Origin of the sequence: Acidovorax sp. 100 (assembly GCF_003688355.1) — a bacterium.
GTDB lineage: Bacteria > Pseudomonadota > Gammaproteobacteria > Burkholderiales > Burkholderiaceae_C > Acidovorax > Acidovorax delafieldii.
In genome coordinates, this window is the sequence record NZ_REFD01000001.1 from 4,950,448 (window position 1) to 4,967,472 (window position 17,025).

Sequence of the window (17,025 nt, forward strand, 5' to 3'; positions counted from 1 at the left end):
GTCCTTGTCTATGAATGCTGTGCGAAGGGTGTGGCGACGCCTTACTTGGCGGGGGCCACTTCTTTTTTGGTAGCAGCTACCGCTGGTGTAGCGGACTCCTCCAGCACTTTTCGTTCATAAATTTCAGCCAACGCACGCTTGTACTCGGTCGGGAAGACCTTGACGAACTTGCTGCGCGATGCGGCCCAGTTGTCCAGCAGCTCGCGCGCGCGCTTGCTGCCAGTCCAGCGGTTGTGGTCTTCCAGCAGCTTCTTGAGCTGGGCCTCGTCCGTCTGGCCGTTGTGCCAGATCGAGCGGGGGACCGTAGCTTCCTGCTCGGTGGCGGGCAGGATGCGCTCCAGCGTCACCATCGACAGGTTGCAGCGTGTGTCGAACTGTCCGTCTTCGTCGTACACATACGCTACGCCGCCGCTCATGCCTGCTGCAAAGTTGCGGCCGGTCTTGCCGAGCACCACCACCGTACCGCCAGTCATGTACTCGCAGCCATGGTCGCCCGTACCTTCGACGACGGCCGTGGCACCCGACAGACGCACCGCAAAGCGTTCACCGGCAACGCCGCTGAAGAAAGCCTCACCGGTGGTAGCGCCGTACATCACGGTGTTGCCCACAATGGTGTTGCGCACCGCCTCACCCCGGAAGTCGATGCTGGGGCGCACGATGACACGGCCACCCGACAGGCCCTTGCCCGTGTAGTCGTTGGCGTCGCCGATCAGGTACAGCGTGATACCGCGGGTGAGGAACGCGCCGAACGACTGGCCGCCAGTGCCTTCCAGCTGGATGCGGATGGTGTCGTCAGGCAAGCCTTCGGGGTGCACACGGGTGACCGCCCCGGACAGCATCGCACCGACCGAACGATTCACGTTGCGCGCCACCTCGATGAACTGCACGCGCTCACCCTTTTCGATGGCAGGCTTGCTGCGCTCGATGAGCTTGCGGTCCAGTGTGTGCTCGATGTTGTGATCCTGCACGTCCACGTGGAAGCGGGGCACATCGGCGGGGACGTTCGGCTGGGCAAACAGGCGGCTGAAGTCCAGGCCGCGTGCCTTCCAGTGTTCCAGGCCCTGGCGCATATCGAGCAGGTCGGTGCGGCCGATCAGGTCGTCAAACTTGCGGATGCCCAGCTGGGCCATGATCTGACGCACTTCTTCGGCGATGAAGAAGAAGTAGTTCACCACATGCTCTGGCTTGCCAGAGAACTTCTTGCGCAGCTCGGGGTCCTGCGTGGCCACGCCCACGGGGCAGGTGTTCAGGTGGCACTTGCGCATCATGATGCAGCCTTCCACCACCAGCGGTGCCGTGGCAAAGCCGAACTCGTCAGCACCCAGCAATGCGCCGATGGCGACGTCGCGGCCGGTCTTCATCTGGCCGTCGGCCTGCACACGGATGCGGCCGCGCAGGCGGTTCAGCACCAGCGTCTGCTGGGTTTCGGCCAGGCCGATTTCCCACGGACCGCCCGCGTGCTTGATGGACGACCAGGGCGAAGCGCCCGTGCCGCCGTCATGCCCTGCGATCACCACGTGGTCGCTCTTGCACTTGGCCACGCCTGCGGCGATGGTGCCCACGCCCACTTCGGAGACCAGCTTGACGCTGATGCCTGCGTGCGGTGCGACGTTCTTCAGATCGTGGATCAGCTGGGCCAAGTCCTCGATGGAGTAGATGTCGTGGTGCGGCGGTGGCGAAATCAGGCCCACACCCGGCACGCTGTGGCGCAGCTTGCCGATGTAGTTGGACACCTTGCCGCCAGGCAGCTGACCGCCCTCGCCGGGCTTGGCCCCCTGGGCCATCTTGATCTGTATCTGATCGGCGGACGACAGGTACTCCGCCGTCACGCCAAAGCGGCCCGACGCCACCTGCTTGATACGGCTGCGCAGCGAATCGCCGTCCTGCAGGGGCAGATCGACCTCGACGTTCTCGGCGCCGATCACGCTCTTCAGCGTGTCGCCCTTCTTGATCGGGATGCCCTTGAGTTCGTTGCGGTAGCGTGCCGCGTCCTCGCCACCTTCACCGGTGTTGCTCTTGCCGCCAATGCGGTTCATGGCCACCGCCAGTGTGGCGTGCGCCTCGGTGGAGATGGAGCCCAGCGACATGGCGCCCGTGGCGAAGCGCTTGACGATTTCCTTGGCGGGTTCGACCTCATCAATCGAGATCGCCTTGGACGGATCGATCTTGAACTCGAACAGGCCGCGCAGCGTCATGTGGCGCTTGCTCTGGTCGTTAATGATCTGTGCGTATTCCTTGTACGTGTTCCAGTTGTTGGCGCGCGTGCTGTGCTGCAGCTTGGCAATCGCGTCAGGTGTCCACATGTGGTCTTCACCACGGGCGCGCCAGGCGTACTCGCCACCGGCGTCCAGCATGGTTTCGAGCACGGGGTCGTCGCCAAACGCGGCCTTGTGCATGCGGATGGCTTCTTCGGCGATCTCGAACACGCCGATGCCTTCCACACGGCTGGCGGTGCCGGTGAAGTACTTGCCCACGGTTTCCGTGTTCAGGCCGATGGCCTCGAACAGCTGGGCGCCGCAGTAGCTCATGTAGGTGCTCACGCCCATCTTGGACATGATCTTGGACAGGCCCTTGCCGATGGCCTTGACGTAGTTGTAGATGGCCTTGTCGACCGACAAGTCGCCGCCCAGGTCCTTATGCATTTCGGCCAGGGTTTCCATGGCCAGGTAAGGGTGCACAGCCTCGGCGCCGTAGCCCGCCAGCACGGCGAAGTGGTGCACCTCGCGCGCGGTACCCGTTTCGACCACCAGGCCGGCCGTGGTGCGCAGGCCTGCGCCCACCAGGTGCTGATGGATGGCCGACAGCGCCAGCAGCGCGGGGATGGCCACCTGCGTGGCGCTCACCGCGCGGTCGCTGATGATGAGGATGTTGGCACCGCCCTTGATGGCATCCACGGCCTGCGCGCACAGCGAGGCCAGCTTGGCTTCCACGCCCTCACGGCCCCAGCTCAACGGGTAGGTGATGTCGATGGTCGCGCTCTTGAACTTGCCTTGCGTGTACTTCTCGATGTCGCGCAGCTTGGCCATGTCGGCAAAGTCGAGCACTGGCTGGCTCACTTCGAGCCGCATCGGCGGGTTGACCTGGTTGATGTCCAGCAGGTTGGGCTTGGGGCCGATGAAGCTGTTCAGCGACATCACGATGGCCTCACGGATCGGGTCGATCGGCGGGTTGGTCACCTGGGCGAACAGCTGCTTGAAGTAGTTGTACAGCGGCTTGTTCTTGCCCGACAGCACGGCCAGCGGGCTGTCGTTGCCCATGGAGCCGATGCCTTCTTCGCCGTTTTTGGCCATGGGCGCCATCAGGAACTTGATGTCTTCCTGGGTGTAACCAAAGGCCTGCTGGCGATCCAGCAACGGCAGGCCGGCAGCCACAGGGACCGCGGCGGCTTCGCCCGTCTCGATGCTGTCCAGCTTGATCCGCAGGTTTTCGATCCACTGCTTGTAGGGCTTGGTGTTGACGATGTTGGCTTTCAGCTCGTCGTCGTCGATCATGCGGCCTTGTTCCAGGTCGATCAGGAACATCTTGCCGGGCTGCAGGCGCCACTTGCGCACGATCTTGTTCTCGGGCACGGGCAGCACGCCCGACTCGGAGCCCATGATGACCAGATCGTCGTCGGTGATGCAGTAGCGCGAGGGGCGCAGGCCGTTGCGGTCCAGCGTGGCGCCGATCTGGCGGCCGTCGGTGAACACGATGGAAGCGGGACCGTCCCAAGGCTCCAGCATGGCGGCGTGGTATTCATAGAAGGCGCGGCGGCGCTCGTCCATGGTGGTGTGCTGCTCCCAGGGCTCTGGGATCATCATCATCACGGCCTGGCTGATGGGGTAGCCGGCCATGGTCAGCAGTTCGAGGCAGTTGTCGAACGTGGCGGTATCGGACTGGTCGGCAAAGCTGATGGGGTAGAGCTTTTGCAGGTCAGCAGCCAGCACGGGCGATGCCATCACGCCTTCGCGGGCCTTCATCCAGTTGTAGTTGCCCTTGACGGTGTTGATTTCGCCGTTGTGCGCCACATAGCGGTACGGGTGGGCCAGCGGCCACTCGGGGAAGGTGTTGGTGGAGAAGCGCTGGTGCACCAGGCCGATGGCCGAGACGCAGCGCTCATCCGACAGGTCTTTGTAGTACACGCCCACCTGGTCGGCCAGCAGCAGGCCCTTGTAGACCACGGTGCGGCTGGACATGGACGGAACGTAGTATTCCTTGCTGTGCTTGAGCTTGAGCGCCTGGATGTTGGCGCTGGCCGTCTTGCGGATCACGTACAGCTTGCGCTCCAGCGCGTCCTGCACGATCACGTCATTGCCACGGCCGATGAACACCTGGCGCAGGATGGGCTCCTTCTTGCGCACTGTGGGGGACATGGGCATATCCACATTCACCGGCACATCGCGCCAGCCCAGCAGTACCTGGCCTTCGGCCTTGATGGCGCGCTCCATCTCCTGCTCGCAAGCCAGGCGCGAGGCATGCTCCTTGGGCAGGAAGATCATGCCCACGCCGTATTCGCCGGCCGCAGGCAAGGTCACGCCTTGCTTGGCCATCTCTTCGCGGTACAGCGCGTCAGGGATCTGGATCAGGATGCCGGCGCCGTCGCCCATCAGCGGGTCGGCACCCACCGCGCCACGGTGGTCGATGTTTTCCAGAATCTTCAGAGCCTGCGTCACGATGTCGTGGCGCTTGATGCCCTTGATGTGGGCCACAAAACCGAGGCCGCAGGCGTCGTGTTCGTTACCCGATGAATACAAACCGTGTTGTTGCAGATGCTGGATCTCGGCAGCCGTGGTCATGGCGCACTCCTATATTTTTCGCAGGGGAGCCGAGGTTAGTGCATTGCAGCATATTTTGGCAAGCAATTTAATTGGGGTCAGATTCCAATTAAACAAACCAGAACTCACACAAGCATATTATTGGGGACATATTAAAATTAATAGCAATGAGGCCAATAATTTCATGCGCCTCCGTCGGTTTTCGCATGATTTTTTTCCATTCGAGGCCTGCCAGGCATTCCTCGAGTCACGCGGCGCAGGGTCTGCTGTTGCAGGCCCGCAAGAAACTCGGTATCGCCCAAAGCCCAACCGCTGAGCGCCGAGTCGGTCAAAGCCGTTTGCACCGACGCCCCCAGGCCCGCCTGAACCAGTGCGGCATAGGCGGCCTCGCGCGCAAACGGGGTGTTGCCCAAAGCCCAATACAGGGCATGGGGCGTCAACCACCGGTCGTTGCGCAAGCCCAACCAATGTGCATGGCTGGACCAGGCGTAGTCAGCGGGCTGCTGCACCAATCCGGCCCGCACAGGGTTGAGGTCCAGGTACACCATGCACGCCAGCAAATACCGTTCCGGCTGCAATACCGTGGAACGGTAGCGCCCCTCCCACAAAGTACCTGTGCGGGCATGTCGGCGGTTGAAGTACTGCACATACCGGCGCCCCACTGCCTGCATCATCTGGGGCAGTCCGTCTTGTGAGGCTGGCGTAACCAGCAGGTGAAAGTGGTTGTCCATCAGCACATAGGCATGGACGGCCACGGCATATTTCTGCGCGTTGTCCATCAACAGCGCCAGAAGCGCGTCGAAATCTTCCACTCCGTGGAAGATCGGCTGGCGGTTGTTGCCCCGCAGGATGACATGGTGCAAATGACCCGGCAGGGTCAGGCGTGGCAAACGGGCCATGGGTCTTGATCAGGAATATGGGAGTTACGATCATAGACCTGCCCCCTATTTCTCATCGATGCAAGCTGGCGACGCCCATCATCCGCCACGAAGATAGCGAGGCGCATGCTTGATTCTGGCCTGCCCTTGCGCGCCTTTTGGGTACGCGTCAATGCGTAGCCAAGTTCTCCACTGGGTCTGCCACCACACCAATGCCAAACCGCGCCCCCATGGCGTGTTCCAGGCCAAATTCGCCGAGAAGCGCCCGCAACCGCTCGGCCGCGCTGCGTTTTTTCTGTCCGGTGTAGCGCGCGATGATGAGTTCATTCTTCATGCTGTGCTCCCATCCCACCAGCTCGGTCACAGTGACCTGGTAGCCATTGGCCTCCAGGTACAGGCAGCGCAGCACATTGGTCACCTGGCTGCCGAGTTCGCGGGTGTGCAAGGGGTGACGCCACAGTTCCGCCAGGGGCGTGCGCGCCAACTGCAAGGCCTTGCCTTGGCGCAGGCAGGCTGCCATCTCCGCTTGGCAACAGGGCACCAGAACCATGGCCCGGGCCTTTTTTTGCAGCCCGAAGGCAATCGCGTCGTCAGTGGCGGTGTCGCAAGCATGCAAGGCGGTGACCACATCGATCTGGTCGGGCAACTCACGGGCATCCGCAGACTCGGCCACGGATAGATTGAGAAACGACATCCGCTCAAAATGAAGGCGCTGCGCGAGCACCCGCGACTTCTCTACCAGTTCCGCCCGGGTCTCCACCCCGTAGATATGCCCGCGACCCAGCGCCTTGAAATACAGGTCGTACAGGATGAAACCCAGATAGGACTTGCCCGCGCCGTGGTCCGCCAACGTGGGCCCACTGCCTTGGGAGGACAGCTCCGTGAGCAGGGGCTCGATGAAGTTGAACAGGTGGTACACCTGCTTGAGCTTGCGGCGTGAGTCCTGATTGAGACGGCCATCCCGGGTAAGGATGTGCAGCTCCTTGAGCAGCTCTACCGATTGGCCAGAGCGCAGTTCCTGCAGCTCAGCACTCTCGTTCTTGGATTTTCCCGCACCGCGAATTCGCAGGTCGGTCGTCGCTGCAGATGGGTTCTTTTTATTCATAAACCGGGGCCTTGTGCTGGCGGATTGTCCTCGCTGGCGGCAGTGGCGGCCATGTTCGCACCGCCTTTGTCATGGGGGCCCACGTCCAGCGCCAGCCAACCGGCCATGCCCATCTCTTCAAGTACTTCCATGTTGCGCTCAAAGATGGTTTCCGCCTCGGGAAAGACCGACACCGCCCGATCGATGCTGGCCTCGCGCAACAAATGCAGCGTGGGGTATGGAGCGCGATTGGTGCAATTGGTCACGTCGTCCGCATCGGTGCCGGCGAACTGAAACTGCGGGTGAAAGCTTGCGACCTGCAGCGTTCCCTCCAACCCGAGAACGTGCACCATGTGCTCCACGTCACCAAGAAAGTCATTGAAATCCAGGAAATCCTGCTGGCAATGCGGCATCACCAGCAATGTGGTGTCCCTGACTTCTACGGGTGTGTTTGCGAGCGCCTGAAGTTCTTCGTGCAACACCTCCAGCACATCCGCCCCGGTCGTGGCCAAGCTCACCACGTAGTGAATTTGCCCTTTAACATGCACCGACTTGGCAAATGGACAGAGATTCAATCCAATGACGGCCCGCTCCAACCACCGGACAGTGTCCTGGACGTAGGCATCAGTGGATACAAAATGGGGGAGCGCCTTAGCGGCGTTGGTGGAGGAAGATGTCATGGGTGCGCGCAGAAGCGCAGGGATAGAGGTGGGATTTTATCGGTGTGAGTTGCTCGCAGATCTAGCGATAGCGGCGGTCCAATCTGGAAGCCTCATGGACTCCTCAGTGCACGCTCACATCGGCGGGAGGGCAGCGGAGAAAAAGAATAGATGCGTAAGCCCACACAGCAAACACGCTTCATGCGGCCACATCTAACGCAGCCTGAAATCGCGCTACACCAGCGACGAACCACCCCAAAATCAACGCATCTCGCTCCGCCCCGGAATCGGGCGCTATCCCTGCAGCAGTCGGCGCCCTGTCAGGCGCTCATGCTCCCGTACCGCAAAGCGGTCGGTCATCCCGGCAATGAAGTCGGCCACCGCCCGCGCTCGTCCATGCCTTTCGCCCTCCAGGGCTCGCGCGGTAAAGGCAGCTTTCATTTCTTGAGGCTGGAACATATAGGCATAGAACAACTCACGCACGATTTCTTGGGCATGGCCCGTAGTCTCCATGACCCGGGGATGCCGGTACAGATGCTTGAAGAGGAACCGCTTGAGTACGGTAGAGCGCTCGCGCATCTCACCACTGAAGCTCACCAGAACTGGGAGCTTCCGCACCTCATCGGGATGGGCTGGTGCATGCTGGTGCAGCGCGGCTTTTGTGGTGTCAATGACGTCGTACACCTGCGCACTCAGCATCCGCCGTATCGCCTCATACAACAAGCGGCGCTGCATTGAAGGCGTAGTGAGGCCGGGATGCTCCATCTGGGCTGCCGAACGGTACGCATCAAACAAGGGCACTTCTTGCAGCTGCGTCAGAGTAATCAACCCAGAGCGCACGCCGTCATCGATATCGTGTGCGTTGTAAGCAATCTCGTCGGCCAAATTGCACAACTGCGCCTCCAGACTCGGCCGCTCATTGCGCAGGAAGCGGGCACCAACACCATTGGGCTCCTCACTCTCCAACTGCAAAGCATGAGTGCGCGAGCAGTGTTTGAGAATCCCCTCTCGGGTCTCGAATGTGAGATTGAGTCCGTCATACAACGGGTATCGCTCTTCCAGCTTGTCCACCACTCGCAAGCTCTGCAAGTTGTGTTCAAAGCCTCCAAAGTCGGCCATGCAGCCATTCAAGGCGTCCTGCCCCGCATGCCCGAACGGGGTATGCCCCAAGTCGTGGGCTAACGAGATGGCCTCAACCAAGTCTTCGTTAATCTGTAGCGACCGTGCGATGGATCGCCCGAGTTGCGCGACTTCTAACGAATGAGTTAGCCGGGTACGAAATAGATCCCCCTCGTGGTTGAGGAAGACTTGTGTCTTGTAGACAAGCCGTCGGAATGCCGTGGAATGGACGATTCGGTCGCGGTCGCGCTGGTATTCTGTCCGGGTAGGTGCCGGATTTTCGGGGTAGCGCCGGCCTCTCGTCGTATCAGGATGGCAGCCAAATATAGAAAAACCAGATGTTGCTGTCAAAGCAGTCGCTCGTCCTTAGCAGACAGCCCAAATAACGGTCAAAAGAGACACTTCAACAGAGAGGCCTCAGCTGCAACATGCATCAATTACTTCACGGACCAACCGGTCAGGCGCGGAACGGACCACCGCTTTGCCAGGACTTTCTATCAGCACAAAACGGATCTCGCCAGCCTCAGATTTCTTGTCACCCCTCATGAGCTGAAGGTAACGACCCGCGTTGTCTTTGTCATCCAAAATAGGCCCGTGAACTGGTAAACCTGCTCTACGAATCAGTGACACCAAGCGCTTTACAAAAATCTCGTCCACGAATCCGAGCCGAAACGACAATTCCGCCGCCATTACCATTCCTGCACCCACCCCCTCGCCGTGTAACCAGACTCCGTAGCCCACACCCGTTTCAATGGCGTGACCAAAGGTGTGGCCAAAATTCAAAATAGCGCGCAAACCCGATTCTCGTTCGTCCTGCCCCACAACAGTCGCTTTTATCTCGCAACAACGGCGTACCACATGTGCCAAGGCGTTCTTCTCATAGGCCATCACGTCGTCCATAAATCGCTCCAGCCAATCGAAGAACTCCATGTCAGCAATCGGCGCGTATTTGATCACCTCTGCCAGCCCAGCACTGAACTCTCGGGCAGGCAAAGTACCAAGTACATCCAGGTCGCAAACGACGCGCTGAGGCTGATAGAAGGCCCCCACCATGTTCTTGCCTAGTCGGTGATTGATACCGGTTTTACCGCCCACCGATGAATCCACCTGGGCAAGCAGCGTGGTGGGAACTTGCACGAAAGGGACACCCCGCATGTAACTGGATGCGGCAAAACCCGTGATGTCTCCAACAACGCCGCCGCCGAGCGCAAACAATACGGTCTTGCGATCACAGCCTCGCTCCAATAGAGCATCGAATATCGACTGCAATACCTCCCAGTTTTTGTACTCCTCCCCGTCTGGCAGCTGGACCTCATGAATCTGAGCGTATCGATCACATAGAGCTGCTCGCAGTCGCTCCGCGTAGAGCGGGGCGACAGTAGTATTGCTAACAATCAGAGCAGCCGTGGCGTGAGGCAAACCTTCGTAGGACTCGGCATCAGCTATCAGCCCCCCACCAATAACAATGCGGTAGCTACGCTCACCCAGATCAATAGGTACTTCTTGGGCAATCGAGGGCATGGATTTTTTTCGACTCAAAGTGATAACGGTGCATTGCTTCGCCCCATCATTTTGCCTGATTAGGTTGTGTTCCTTGAAACAAGGATCAGGAAAGAGCCGCAGGTCCAGACAACTGAGCATTCACTCACGATACAGGCAACAAAATCGGTCACCGGTTTTCAGGTTGCATGCCGTTGCCGCTGATGCACTGTGGCTGCGCCCCGCTACACCGGGCGGTCCGCCTATGCAGACCGTTCCTGGTCAAAACACTCCACGCAGGTCAACCGGAGCAAGAAGAACAAATAGAAATCCCCGGGCAAGCCGGGGACTTGATGAAAAAAGCTCAAACTTTGCGGATCTTCAAGCTAAGCGAGCAACCTTCCCATCATGGGCAAGCGAGAGCTGGCGTGCTTCCACTGACCACTGTAATACTGAACCGTCGAGTGACCGTTGCAGCGCCCTTGCTAGCCGTCACCAAAAACTCACGTGCACCGCAGTCGGCTACAGCTGGTCGGCCATTTAGGACACCTGCAGACCCGGTCGTTCCACTCGTCAGCCATCCAGGGATTCCAGTGAACTGCCACGTAACGCCACTGACCGAGGAGACAAATGAGTAGGTGAAATTAACACCGACTGGGGCAGAGCCAAGAGAGCACACAGTGTTTGAATTGCAATCACCAATCGCAAAATCTTCTGGCAATCCACCTACCAATTTCAGCTTCACAGTACCCGATGCAGAAACTTTGTTCTTATCGGTAACCGTAACGGTAGCACGGTATTCACGCTCTTCCGCGTCTTTACTAGCCTTGCCACTGAGCAATCCAGTGCTGGCATCAACACTCAACCCAGCGGGTAGTCCAGTAGCGCTCCACGTGTATGGTGGCAACCCCCCTGTCACTGTCAACAAGGAAGTAAAGGGCACTTCCTTCGTCACGTCGCCCAAATCCGCTCCTGCAAACACTGGAGGCGCAGTTACGGCCTCAAGCACGGAAACAGGAACGATAGCCGTCATAGGGTCCGTGATGCCGTTGCTCACGTTGTTATCAAATCGATCCGCTGCCAGTTCAAGGAAGATTGGTCCAGTCTCGGTTCCACTAAGCAATGAAAATGTTGCTACACCGCCTATGGAGGGCAATTGCAAAACGCTACCGCTCTGAGAGCCTGCGACCAATCGAGCCCCTTGTCCGGCTTCCGTGCCGGACAGAATCCGAACCTGCACATTCCCTCCGGTGATACTTGAAGCTGGCTGGTTGGCATCATCGAGCACAAATGCTTGAATTGCCATCTGAGGCAATAGCCCGTTAGCATTCCCCTTGGTCCCCAAATATCCAGGTATCTGTGCTTCTAGACGAACACTGGCTGGTTTACCTGTTGCACCTCCAACAGAAATATCGGCGCTAGCAAATTTCTGCTGTTTATCTCTCGGATCAGTGACAGAGCAAACGACACGAGCAACGCCCGCTTGGTTTCCCGCGTGAAAGTGAAACGAATTTCCACCAGAATTCGAACCTAGAGTAATACTACGATAGGCGTTTGGAACTTTAATCTTCCCACCATTACCATCATCCACTTCGGTTTCGTGCTCTGGATTACCATCAAGATAGTAAAGTGAACCAGAGTCCAATCCAGCAGAGAGATTGCAAGCAAAAATTTCTTCCCCACCAGGAATCGGAGCCCCACCTTTTCTAGCATCTACATATAAGGTAGTTGTGTAAGGTCGATAAACACCTGTTCCAGGACCAATACCGGAAATATTCAACGGCAATTTATCCTTCTCTGCACGAACGGTGATGGTATATGACTCTTGAGTCTCACCAGCACTGCCGCCACCTCCGCCGCATGCCGCCAAAGCCACCGACAGCGCAACTGGTAGAAATTTGAATTGCTTAAACATTTTTTCCCTTAGTTTATAAATTTACCTAGATGCCGTACGATCACTGATTACTTTTGGAGTAATAAAAATCAACATTTCCCGCTTTGTTGACTCTCTAGTCCTATTTTTAAACAGATTACCAACAACAGGCATATCACCTAGCACCGGGATTTTATTCTCCTGATTGGTCTCTTCCATTTCGAAAATACCACCAATCACAACAGTACCACCATTTTCTATCAAAATCTGAGTTTTGACATGCTTTGTATCGATGGCAACCCCTTGGGTAGTTGTCTCACCACGACTGTCTTTATTAACATCCAAATCCAGAATAATATTCCCCTCAGGAGTTATCTGGGGAGTAACTTCCAATTTCAGCACTGCCTTTTTGAATGCAAGCGTTGTCGCACCGTTGGGGGCCGTCACCGCATAAGGATACTCAGTACCTTGCTCGATCAGGGCTTTAGTTTGATCCGCAGTAATGATGCGAGGGCTTGAAACGACGCGTCCTTTGCCATCAGCCTCCATTGCAGACAGCTCCAAGGTTAAAAATCTGTTCGCAGCCGAGTTAAAAATCGAAAGCGCAAAGTTACCCACACTACTCACGTTAGATAAGCTGGCTGGCAGATTCACAAAGGTACCGCTTGTGTTCGTTGTCCCGCCAGCACCGCTAGAAGCAACAGCGTCGTTGTAGGACGTTCCGAGCGCTACGCGATTGGCTCCTCCGATACTATAGCCACCGTCGCCGCCACGATTCGCTCTCAAATCAGTCGCCCCAAGTCGAACACCCAACGATCGGCCGAAAGTATCACGGGCTTCAACAATACGGGCCTCAATCAACACTTGACGAACCGCTACATCCAAGCTAGCCAGCAAGAGACGCACCTCCTCAAGCTTGCTTGGGGTATCAGTAACAAAAATCTGGTTGGTTCTTGGCTCTGCTATCGCGCTTCCGCGCTCCGACAAAAACCGAGTAGAAGTAGCTCCACCGGTGGAACCAGCGCTCGTCGAGAGCTGCGTGACGATATCGGCAGCCTTTGCATAATTTAGCTGGAATGCTTGAGTTTTTACAGGTTCCAGCTTTTGAATCGCCTGAGCAGTTTCAAAGTCCTTCTTCGTACGGGCATCTATTTCATCTTTAGGTGCGATCCATAGAACCGAACCTGTTTTCCGCATGCCAAGTCCTTTGGCATCCATTATGATTTGAAGCGCCTGATCCCACGGAACGTCTTTGAGGCGCAAAGTTAACGCGCCCGTTACAGTATCAGACGTAACAATATTGAAATTTGTAAAATCAGCAATCACTTGAAGAAGTGATCTTACTTCAATATTTTGGAAATTTAAAGAGAGTTTCTCCCCAGAATAGCCAGGGCCCTGGGTCAGCTTGTTTAAATCGATTTTTTTCTGTCGAACCTCAACTACAAACTGATTATCGCTTTGATATGCACTATGCTCCCATTCCCCACTGGACTCGATAAGCATACGAACCCGTTCGCCCGCCTGGCTCGTAGTTACCGTTTGGACAGGAGTGCCGAAATCAGTGACGTCCAAACGGCGACGCAATCCCTCAGGTAGGGATGAGCGCATGAACTCAACAACGATACCCTTAGCTTGTTGCTGGAGATCGACACCCACTTGATTGCTAGCAAGGTTGACAATTACCCGCCCAGCCCCATCAGAGCCGCGACGGAAATCTATGTCCTTCAACGGCAACACATTACTGTTCTGACTCTCTGAAAAAGCCACAGACTGAGCAGGCACCATAGCTGCCCCACTCACTGTTGACTCTAACGCAACAAATAAAGACTTGCCAGAAAGATCTATCTTGTAAGCCGCCGGCTGCTTCAAATTGAGAACGAGCCGCGACCGATCACCAGCCTGGACCACGTTCACAGACTTTAAATTACCAAGATTGATTTCGTGGACGGTTTTTCCTGACGAATTAAGAACACTCTGGAAATCCAACGCTATACGGGCGGGAGACTGTGTAGCAAATCCCGTCGGTAATACCGTGGGCGCGTCAGTGAAATCAATTTTCAAAGTTTCAACACCAGCCTGAACACTAGCAGAAATTGCGCTAATTGCACCCTCAGCAAACGCACCAAAGGATGCAAAAATCATTGAAACGCCTACAGCAGCGCCACGGCAGAAATTTAATAAATTGCCACTATATTGTTTCATTTTTTGCCCTCTTGCAGATCAAGCGACGCCGAACGTTCTATCCAATCCCCGGTTGCATCCTGCGCTATCTCGCGCAGTTGAATTGAATTTTCATTAATTTTAATAATTTTTCCGTAATTCTGACCCAAATAACTTCCAACTTTCACCTGGTAAATTAAATTGTCAGCCTTCACGAGTGCAGTAGGAACTCCGGCCTTGTTCAAGCTTCCGACCATTACGATCACGTCAAGGGGAAAAGCCTCCAGAGGTTCTTTGCGACGGCTCATTTCTGGAGCAATTAGAGCAGCATTTGACGCCACTTGATTGGAGTCACGTTTCAGAGCTTGCGTTAGTTTAGCTTGGTTGAAAGGCTCAATCACGCCTTCTTGTGCATAAGGCTCAGGAAGGAATTTCTTTGGCTCGGTTAAGGGCTGAACGTTTGGTTTTGTATTGGCCCTTTGCTCAGCCATCCACACTCTCAACTCGTCTTCCCCCGACGATCCACAGCCCGACAAAGTTAATCCCAGAAAAATAAAGGATATCCACAGACAAACTTTCATTGCTTACTCCCCCCAGCCTTTTTCTGAGCCTGAATTTCATCAGGATCAAGATATCGGAAGGTTCGCGCCGTTGCATCCATAGTTAATACTTCGCGCGTACCAGGAGTAATTGCCATATTATTCAACGTGACAATACGCGAAAGATGCGCAATATCAGAAGCGAAAGCGCCTATATCATGATATTTACCAGTCACGCGAATGGAGATCGGCAACTCTGCGTAATAATCTTTCACAACAACTTGACCAGGACGAAAAAGTTCAAACTGCAGACTTCTCCCCAAACCAGATTGATTGATATCAGAAAGTAATGCAGCCATCTCTGCCTTACTAGGAAGTTGTTTCTCAAGCTGAATAACATATTGCTGGATTTGCTCGCGCTGCTTCTTTAGTGCATCCAAACTAACAGCTTTTATGAGTTTCTTTTGATAGTCCGTTCGTAACGCGAGTTCTTTGTTACGCTCATCTTCTAACTGAATTTCATAGTCTTGCAGAAAAGCAAACCAAGAAATAACCGAAACTAGAGCAGCGATAAAAATACAAAGAATAATCTTCGGCAAGATAGGCCATGCCGAGGGATTTTTTGTATCCAAATTCTTGAATTGTCGCTGGATGGCTTGCAAGCGCTCAACCATTGCACCGGAGTTTTCTTTTGTTTTCGCCATATCACTTACCTCCTGGCGACGAGGCGGCCGCACCTGCGGACTCTATGGCCTTTTGAGCATCGCTAGCACGAACCAACTGGAACCTCAAATTGAACGAGGACACGCGTCGCTGGTCTCGGGGGCTCAAAGTAACAGTACTGGCCGTAATTTCCGCCAACTCCGGCTTAGCGAGCCATGGCGTATTACTCGCCAAATTGCGTAGTAACTCGGAGACGCGCTCATTTGATTGAGCCATCCCTTGCATAGTAATGGTTTGCCCGGTCTGTTTGACGGCGGTAACGTATACACCATCAGGAAGTTGCTTAACCATCTCGGTGAGCAAATGGACTGGTAGGTTGCGATCAGATTGAAGATCCTCCACAGCCTTCTGGCGCGCGCGCAGGGCAGCAATCTCATCCTCTATGGAGGCAATTTCTTTAATTTGCCCCTCTAACACTCTGATCTCCTGCTGGAGAAAAGCGTTTTTATTCTGTTGATCTGTGATCATGATCTGAAACCACCAGTAGATAGCTCCAGCAAAAGCAAGCCCCAGCAGAAAAGATGCAAACATCGTCGCCTGGAATGCCTCCTTGCGACGCTTGCGCGCTTCCTCACGGTGAGGTAACAAATTGATAAGAATCACTGCAGAAACCTCCGCATAGCGAGACCGCAAGAGGTCAGGTAAGACGGCGCTTCACGCACCATTTTTTTCAGTCGCACGGAACTTCCGATTTCCATGCCATCAAAAGGATTGACAGCACTGCACGCAAAACCGGTTTGCTGGGTGACCGCCTCGGTAAGCCCTGGTAATGGGGCCGAGCCGCCAGCCAGCATGATGTGGTCCACACGGTTGTGGGGCGTGCTGGTGAAGAAGAATTGGAGGGCTCGGCCAATCTCTTGGGCCATGCTGTCGACAAAAGGACGAAGGACCGCTGATTGATAGTCTTCCGGCAAATCACCGCTGCGCTTTTTACTCTCGGCTTCTTCCACAGAGAAACCATATTGCCGAACAATCAGTTGGGTCAGCTGGGCGCCGCCGAAGGCTTGGTCGCGGTCGTACAGAACCTCTTCGTTCCGGATCACCTGCATACTGGTCGTCAAGGCTCCCACCTCAAAAAGCGCCACCATCGCATCGACGCCTTTATTCGGCAGCGCTTCAATGAGACGCCCTGCAGCCAATCGCGATGCATGGGATTCAATATCGACCACCACGGGCTTCAACCCAGCAGCCTCCGCCAAGCCCTGTCGGTCCTGGACTTTTTCACGCCGGGACGCAGCAATCAGAACGTCAACATCTCCTGGCGCGTTTTTGCTGGGACCAATAACGCAAAAATCTAAGCTCACCTCGTCGAGCGAAAACGGGATGTACTGGTTGGCTTCGGATTCGACCTGAACCTCAAGCTCCTGCTCCGTCATTCCACCCGGCAGCGTAATCTTCTTGGTGATCACAGCGGAGGGGGGCAATGCCAGTGCCACGTTTTTGGTTCGAGTGCCGCTCTTCTTGACCAGTCGACGCAATGCGTCGGCCACTTCGTCAAATTTTTCGATGTTGCCATCGGTGATCCAGCCCCGCTCCAGCGGCTCGATCGCGCAACGCTCTAGAACCAGACTACCTGCCTTATCGCGCCCTAACTCCACCAGCTTGACACTGGAGGAGCTGATGTCGATTCCCAGCAGCGGAGCAGACTGGCGATTGAACAAAGACCCCATTGAGATCAAGATTGGTCCCCTGTAACTTGCCAAAATGAGGCAACAAAACTTAACACTTCACATGAATGCTATCAGTAAGATAGTTCT

12 protein-coding genes are annotated in these 17,025 nt (G+C 55.9%); all 12 read right to left on the reverse strand.

The window, feature by feature from the left end; all coding sequences use genetic code 11:
• Positions 1 to 41: 41 nt before the first annotated feature.
• Positions 42 to 4,775 carry a glutamate synthase-related protein gene (locus C8C96_RS22725; protein ID WP_121943719.1) on the reverse strand — a complete coding sequence of 1,578 codons (4,734 nt, stop codon included), beginning with the start codon at positions 4,773 to 4,775 and terminating at the stop codon, positions 42 to 44.
• A gap of 161 nt (positions 4,776 to 4,936) precedes the next feature.
• Positions 4,937 to 5,653: a transposase gene (locus C8C96_RS22730; protein WP_056747245.1), complete on the reverse strand. Its 717-nt coding sequence runs from the start codon at positions 5,651 to 5,653 to the stop codon at positions 4,937 to 4,939.
• 148 nt (positions 5,654 to 5,801) lie between these two features.
• Positions 5,802 to 6,737 (reverse strand): SAM-dependent methyltransferase, encoded by a 936-nt coding sequence (locus C8C96_RS22735; RefSeq protein WP_121943720.1) that lies wholly within the window; start codon positions 6,735 to 6,737, stop codon positions 5,802 to 5,804.
• Positions 6,734 to 7,396: a DUF1415 domain-containing protein gene (locus C8C96_RS22740; RefSeq protein WP_121943721.1), complete on the reverse strand. Its 663-nt coding sequence runs from the start codon at positions 7,394 to 7,396 to the stop codon at positions 6,734 to 6,736. Before C8C96_RS22740 ends, C8C96_RS22735 begins: the two co-directional genes overlap by 4 nt.
• A gap of 273 nt (positions 7,397 to 7,669) precedes the next feature.
• Positions 7,670 to 8,845, reverse strand: a complete 1,176-nt coding sequence (locus C8C96_RS22745; RefSeq protein WP_121943722.1) for a deoxyguanosinetriphosphate triphosphohydrolase — start codon at positions 8,843 to 8,845, stop codon at positions 7,670 to 7,672.
• Between the two features lie 66 nt (positions 8,846 to 8,911).
• Entirely contained in the window at positions 8,912 to 10,015 is a 1,104-nt protein-coding gene (gene aroB / locus C8C96_RS22750; protein WP_121943723.1) for a 3-dehydroquinate synthase, read from the reverse strand.
• A gap of 364 nt (positions 10,016 to 10,379) precedes the next feature.
• Positions 10,380 to 11,888: an Ig domain-containing protein gene (locus tag C8C96_RS22755; protein ID WP_121943724.1), complete on the reverse strand. Its 1,509-nt coding sequence runs from the start codon at positions 11,886 to 11,888 to the stop codon at positions 10,380 to 10,382.
• A gap of 21 nt (positions 11,889 to 11,909) precedes the next feature.
• Positions 11,910 to 14,048: a type IV pilus secretin PilQ gene (gene pilQ, locus C8C96_RS22760; protein ID WP_121943725.1), complete on the reverse strand. Its 2,139-nt coding sequence runs from the start codon at positions 14,046 to 14,048 to the stop codon at positions 11,910 to 11,912.
• Positions 14,045 to 14,587 carry a pilus assembly protein PilP gene (locus tag C8C96_RS22765; protein ID WP_121943726.1) on the reverse strand — a complete coding sequence of 181 codons (543 nt, stop codon included), beginning with the start codon at positions 14,585 to 14,587 and terminating at the stop codon, positions 14,045 to 14,047. The genes pilQ and C8C96_RS22765 overlap by 4 nt, the downstream gene beginning before the upstream one ends.
• Positions 14,584 to 15,249, reverse strand: a complete 666-nt coding sequence (locus tag C8C96_RS22770; RefSeq protein WP_121943727.1) for a type 4a pilus biogenesis protein PilO — start codon at positions 15,247 to 15,249, stop codon at positions 14,584 to 14,586. Before C8C96_RS22770 ends, C8C96_RS22765 begins: the two co-directional genes overlap by 4 nt.
• Before the next feature lies 1 nt (position 15,250).
• Entirely contained in the window at positions 15,251 to 15,871 is a 621-nt protein-coding gene (locus C8C96_RS22775) for a PilN domain-containing protein (RefSeq protein ID WP_121943728.1), read from the reverse strand.
• Positions 15,868 to 16,947 carry a pilus assembly protein PilM gene (locus C8C96_RS22780; RefSeq protein WP_015012658.1) on the reverse strand — a complete coding sequence of 360 codons (1,080 nt, stop codon included), beginning with the start codon at positions 16,945 to 16,947 and terminating at the stop codon, positions 15,868 to 15,870. Before C8C96_RS22780 ends, C8C96_RS22775 begins: the two co-directional genes overlap by 4 nt.
• Positions 16,948 to 17,025: the final 78 nt, after the last annotated feature.

What these genes read in the sequence shown, in the direction of transcription:
- C8C96_RS22725 (WP_121943719.1), bottom strand. Translation starts at nt 4,775, where the DNA reads ATGACCACGGCTGCCGAGATCCAGCATCTGCAACAACACGGTTTGTAT.
- C8C96_RS22730 (WP_056747245.1), bottom strand. Translation starts at nt 5,653, where the DNA reads ATGGCCCGTTTGCCACGCCTGACCCTGCCGGGTCATTTGCACCATGTC.
- C8C96_RS22735 (WP_121943720.1), bottom strand. Translation starts at nt 6,737, where the DNA reads ATGAATAAAAAGAACCCATCTGCAGCGACGACCGACCTGCGAATTCGC.
- C8C96_RS22740 (WP_121943721.1), bottom strand. Translation starts at nt 7,396, where the DNA reads ATGACATCTTCCTCCACCAACGCCGCTAAGGCGCTCCCCCATTTTGTA.
- aroB (WP_121943723.1), bottom strand. Translation starts at nt 10,015, where the DNA reads ATGCCCTCGATTGCCCAAGAAGTACCTATTGATCTGGGTGAGCGTAGC.
- C8C96_RS22755 (WP_121943724.1), bottom strand. Translation starts at nt 11,888, where the DNA reads ATGTTTAAGCAATTCAAATTTCTACCAGTTGCGCTGTCGGTGGCTTTG.
- pilQ (WP_121943725.1), bottom strand. Translation starts at nt 14,048, where the DNA reads ATGAAACAATATAGTGGCAATTTATTAAATTTCTGCCGTGGCGCTGCT.
- C8C96_RS22765 (WP_121943726.1), bottom strand. Translation starts at nt 14,587, where the DNA reads ATGAAAGTTTGTCTGTGGATATCCTTTATTTTTCTGGGATTAACTTTG.
- C8C96_RS22770 (WP_121943727.1), bottom strand. Translation starts at nt 15,249, where the DNA reads ATGGCGAAAACAAAAGAAAACTCCGGTGCAATGGTTGAGCGCTTGCAA.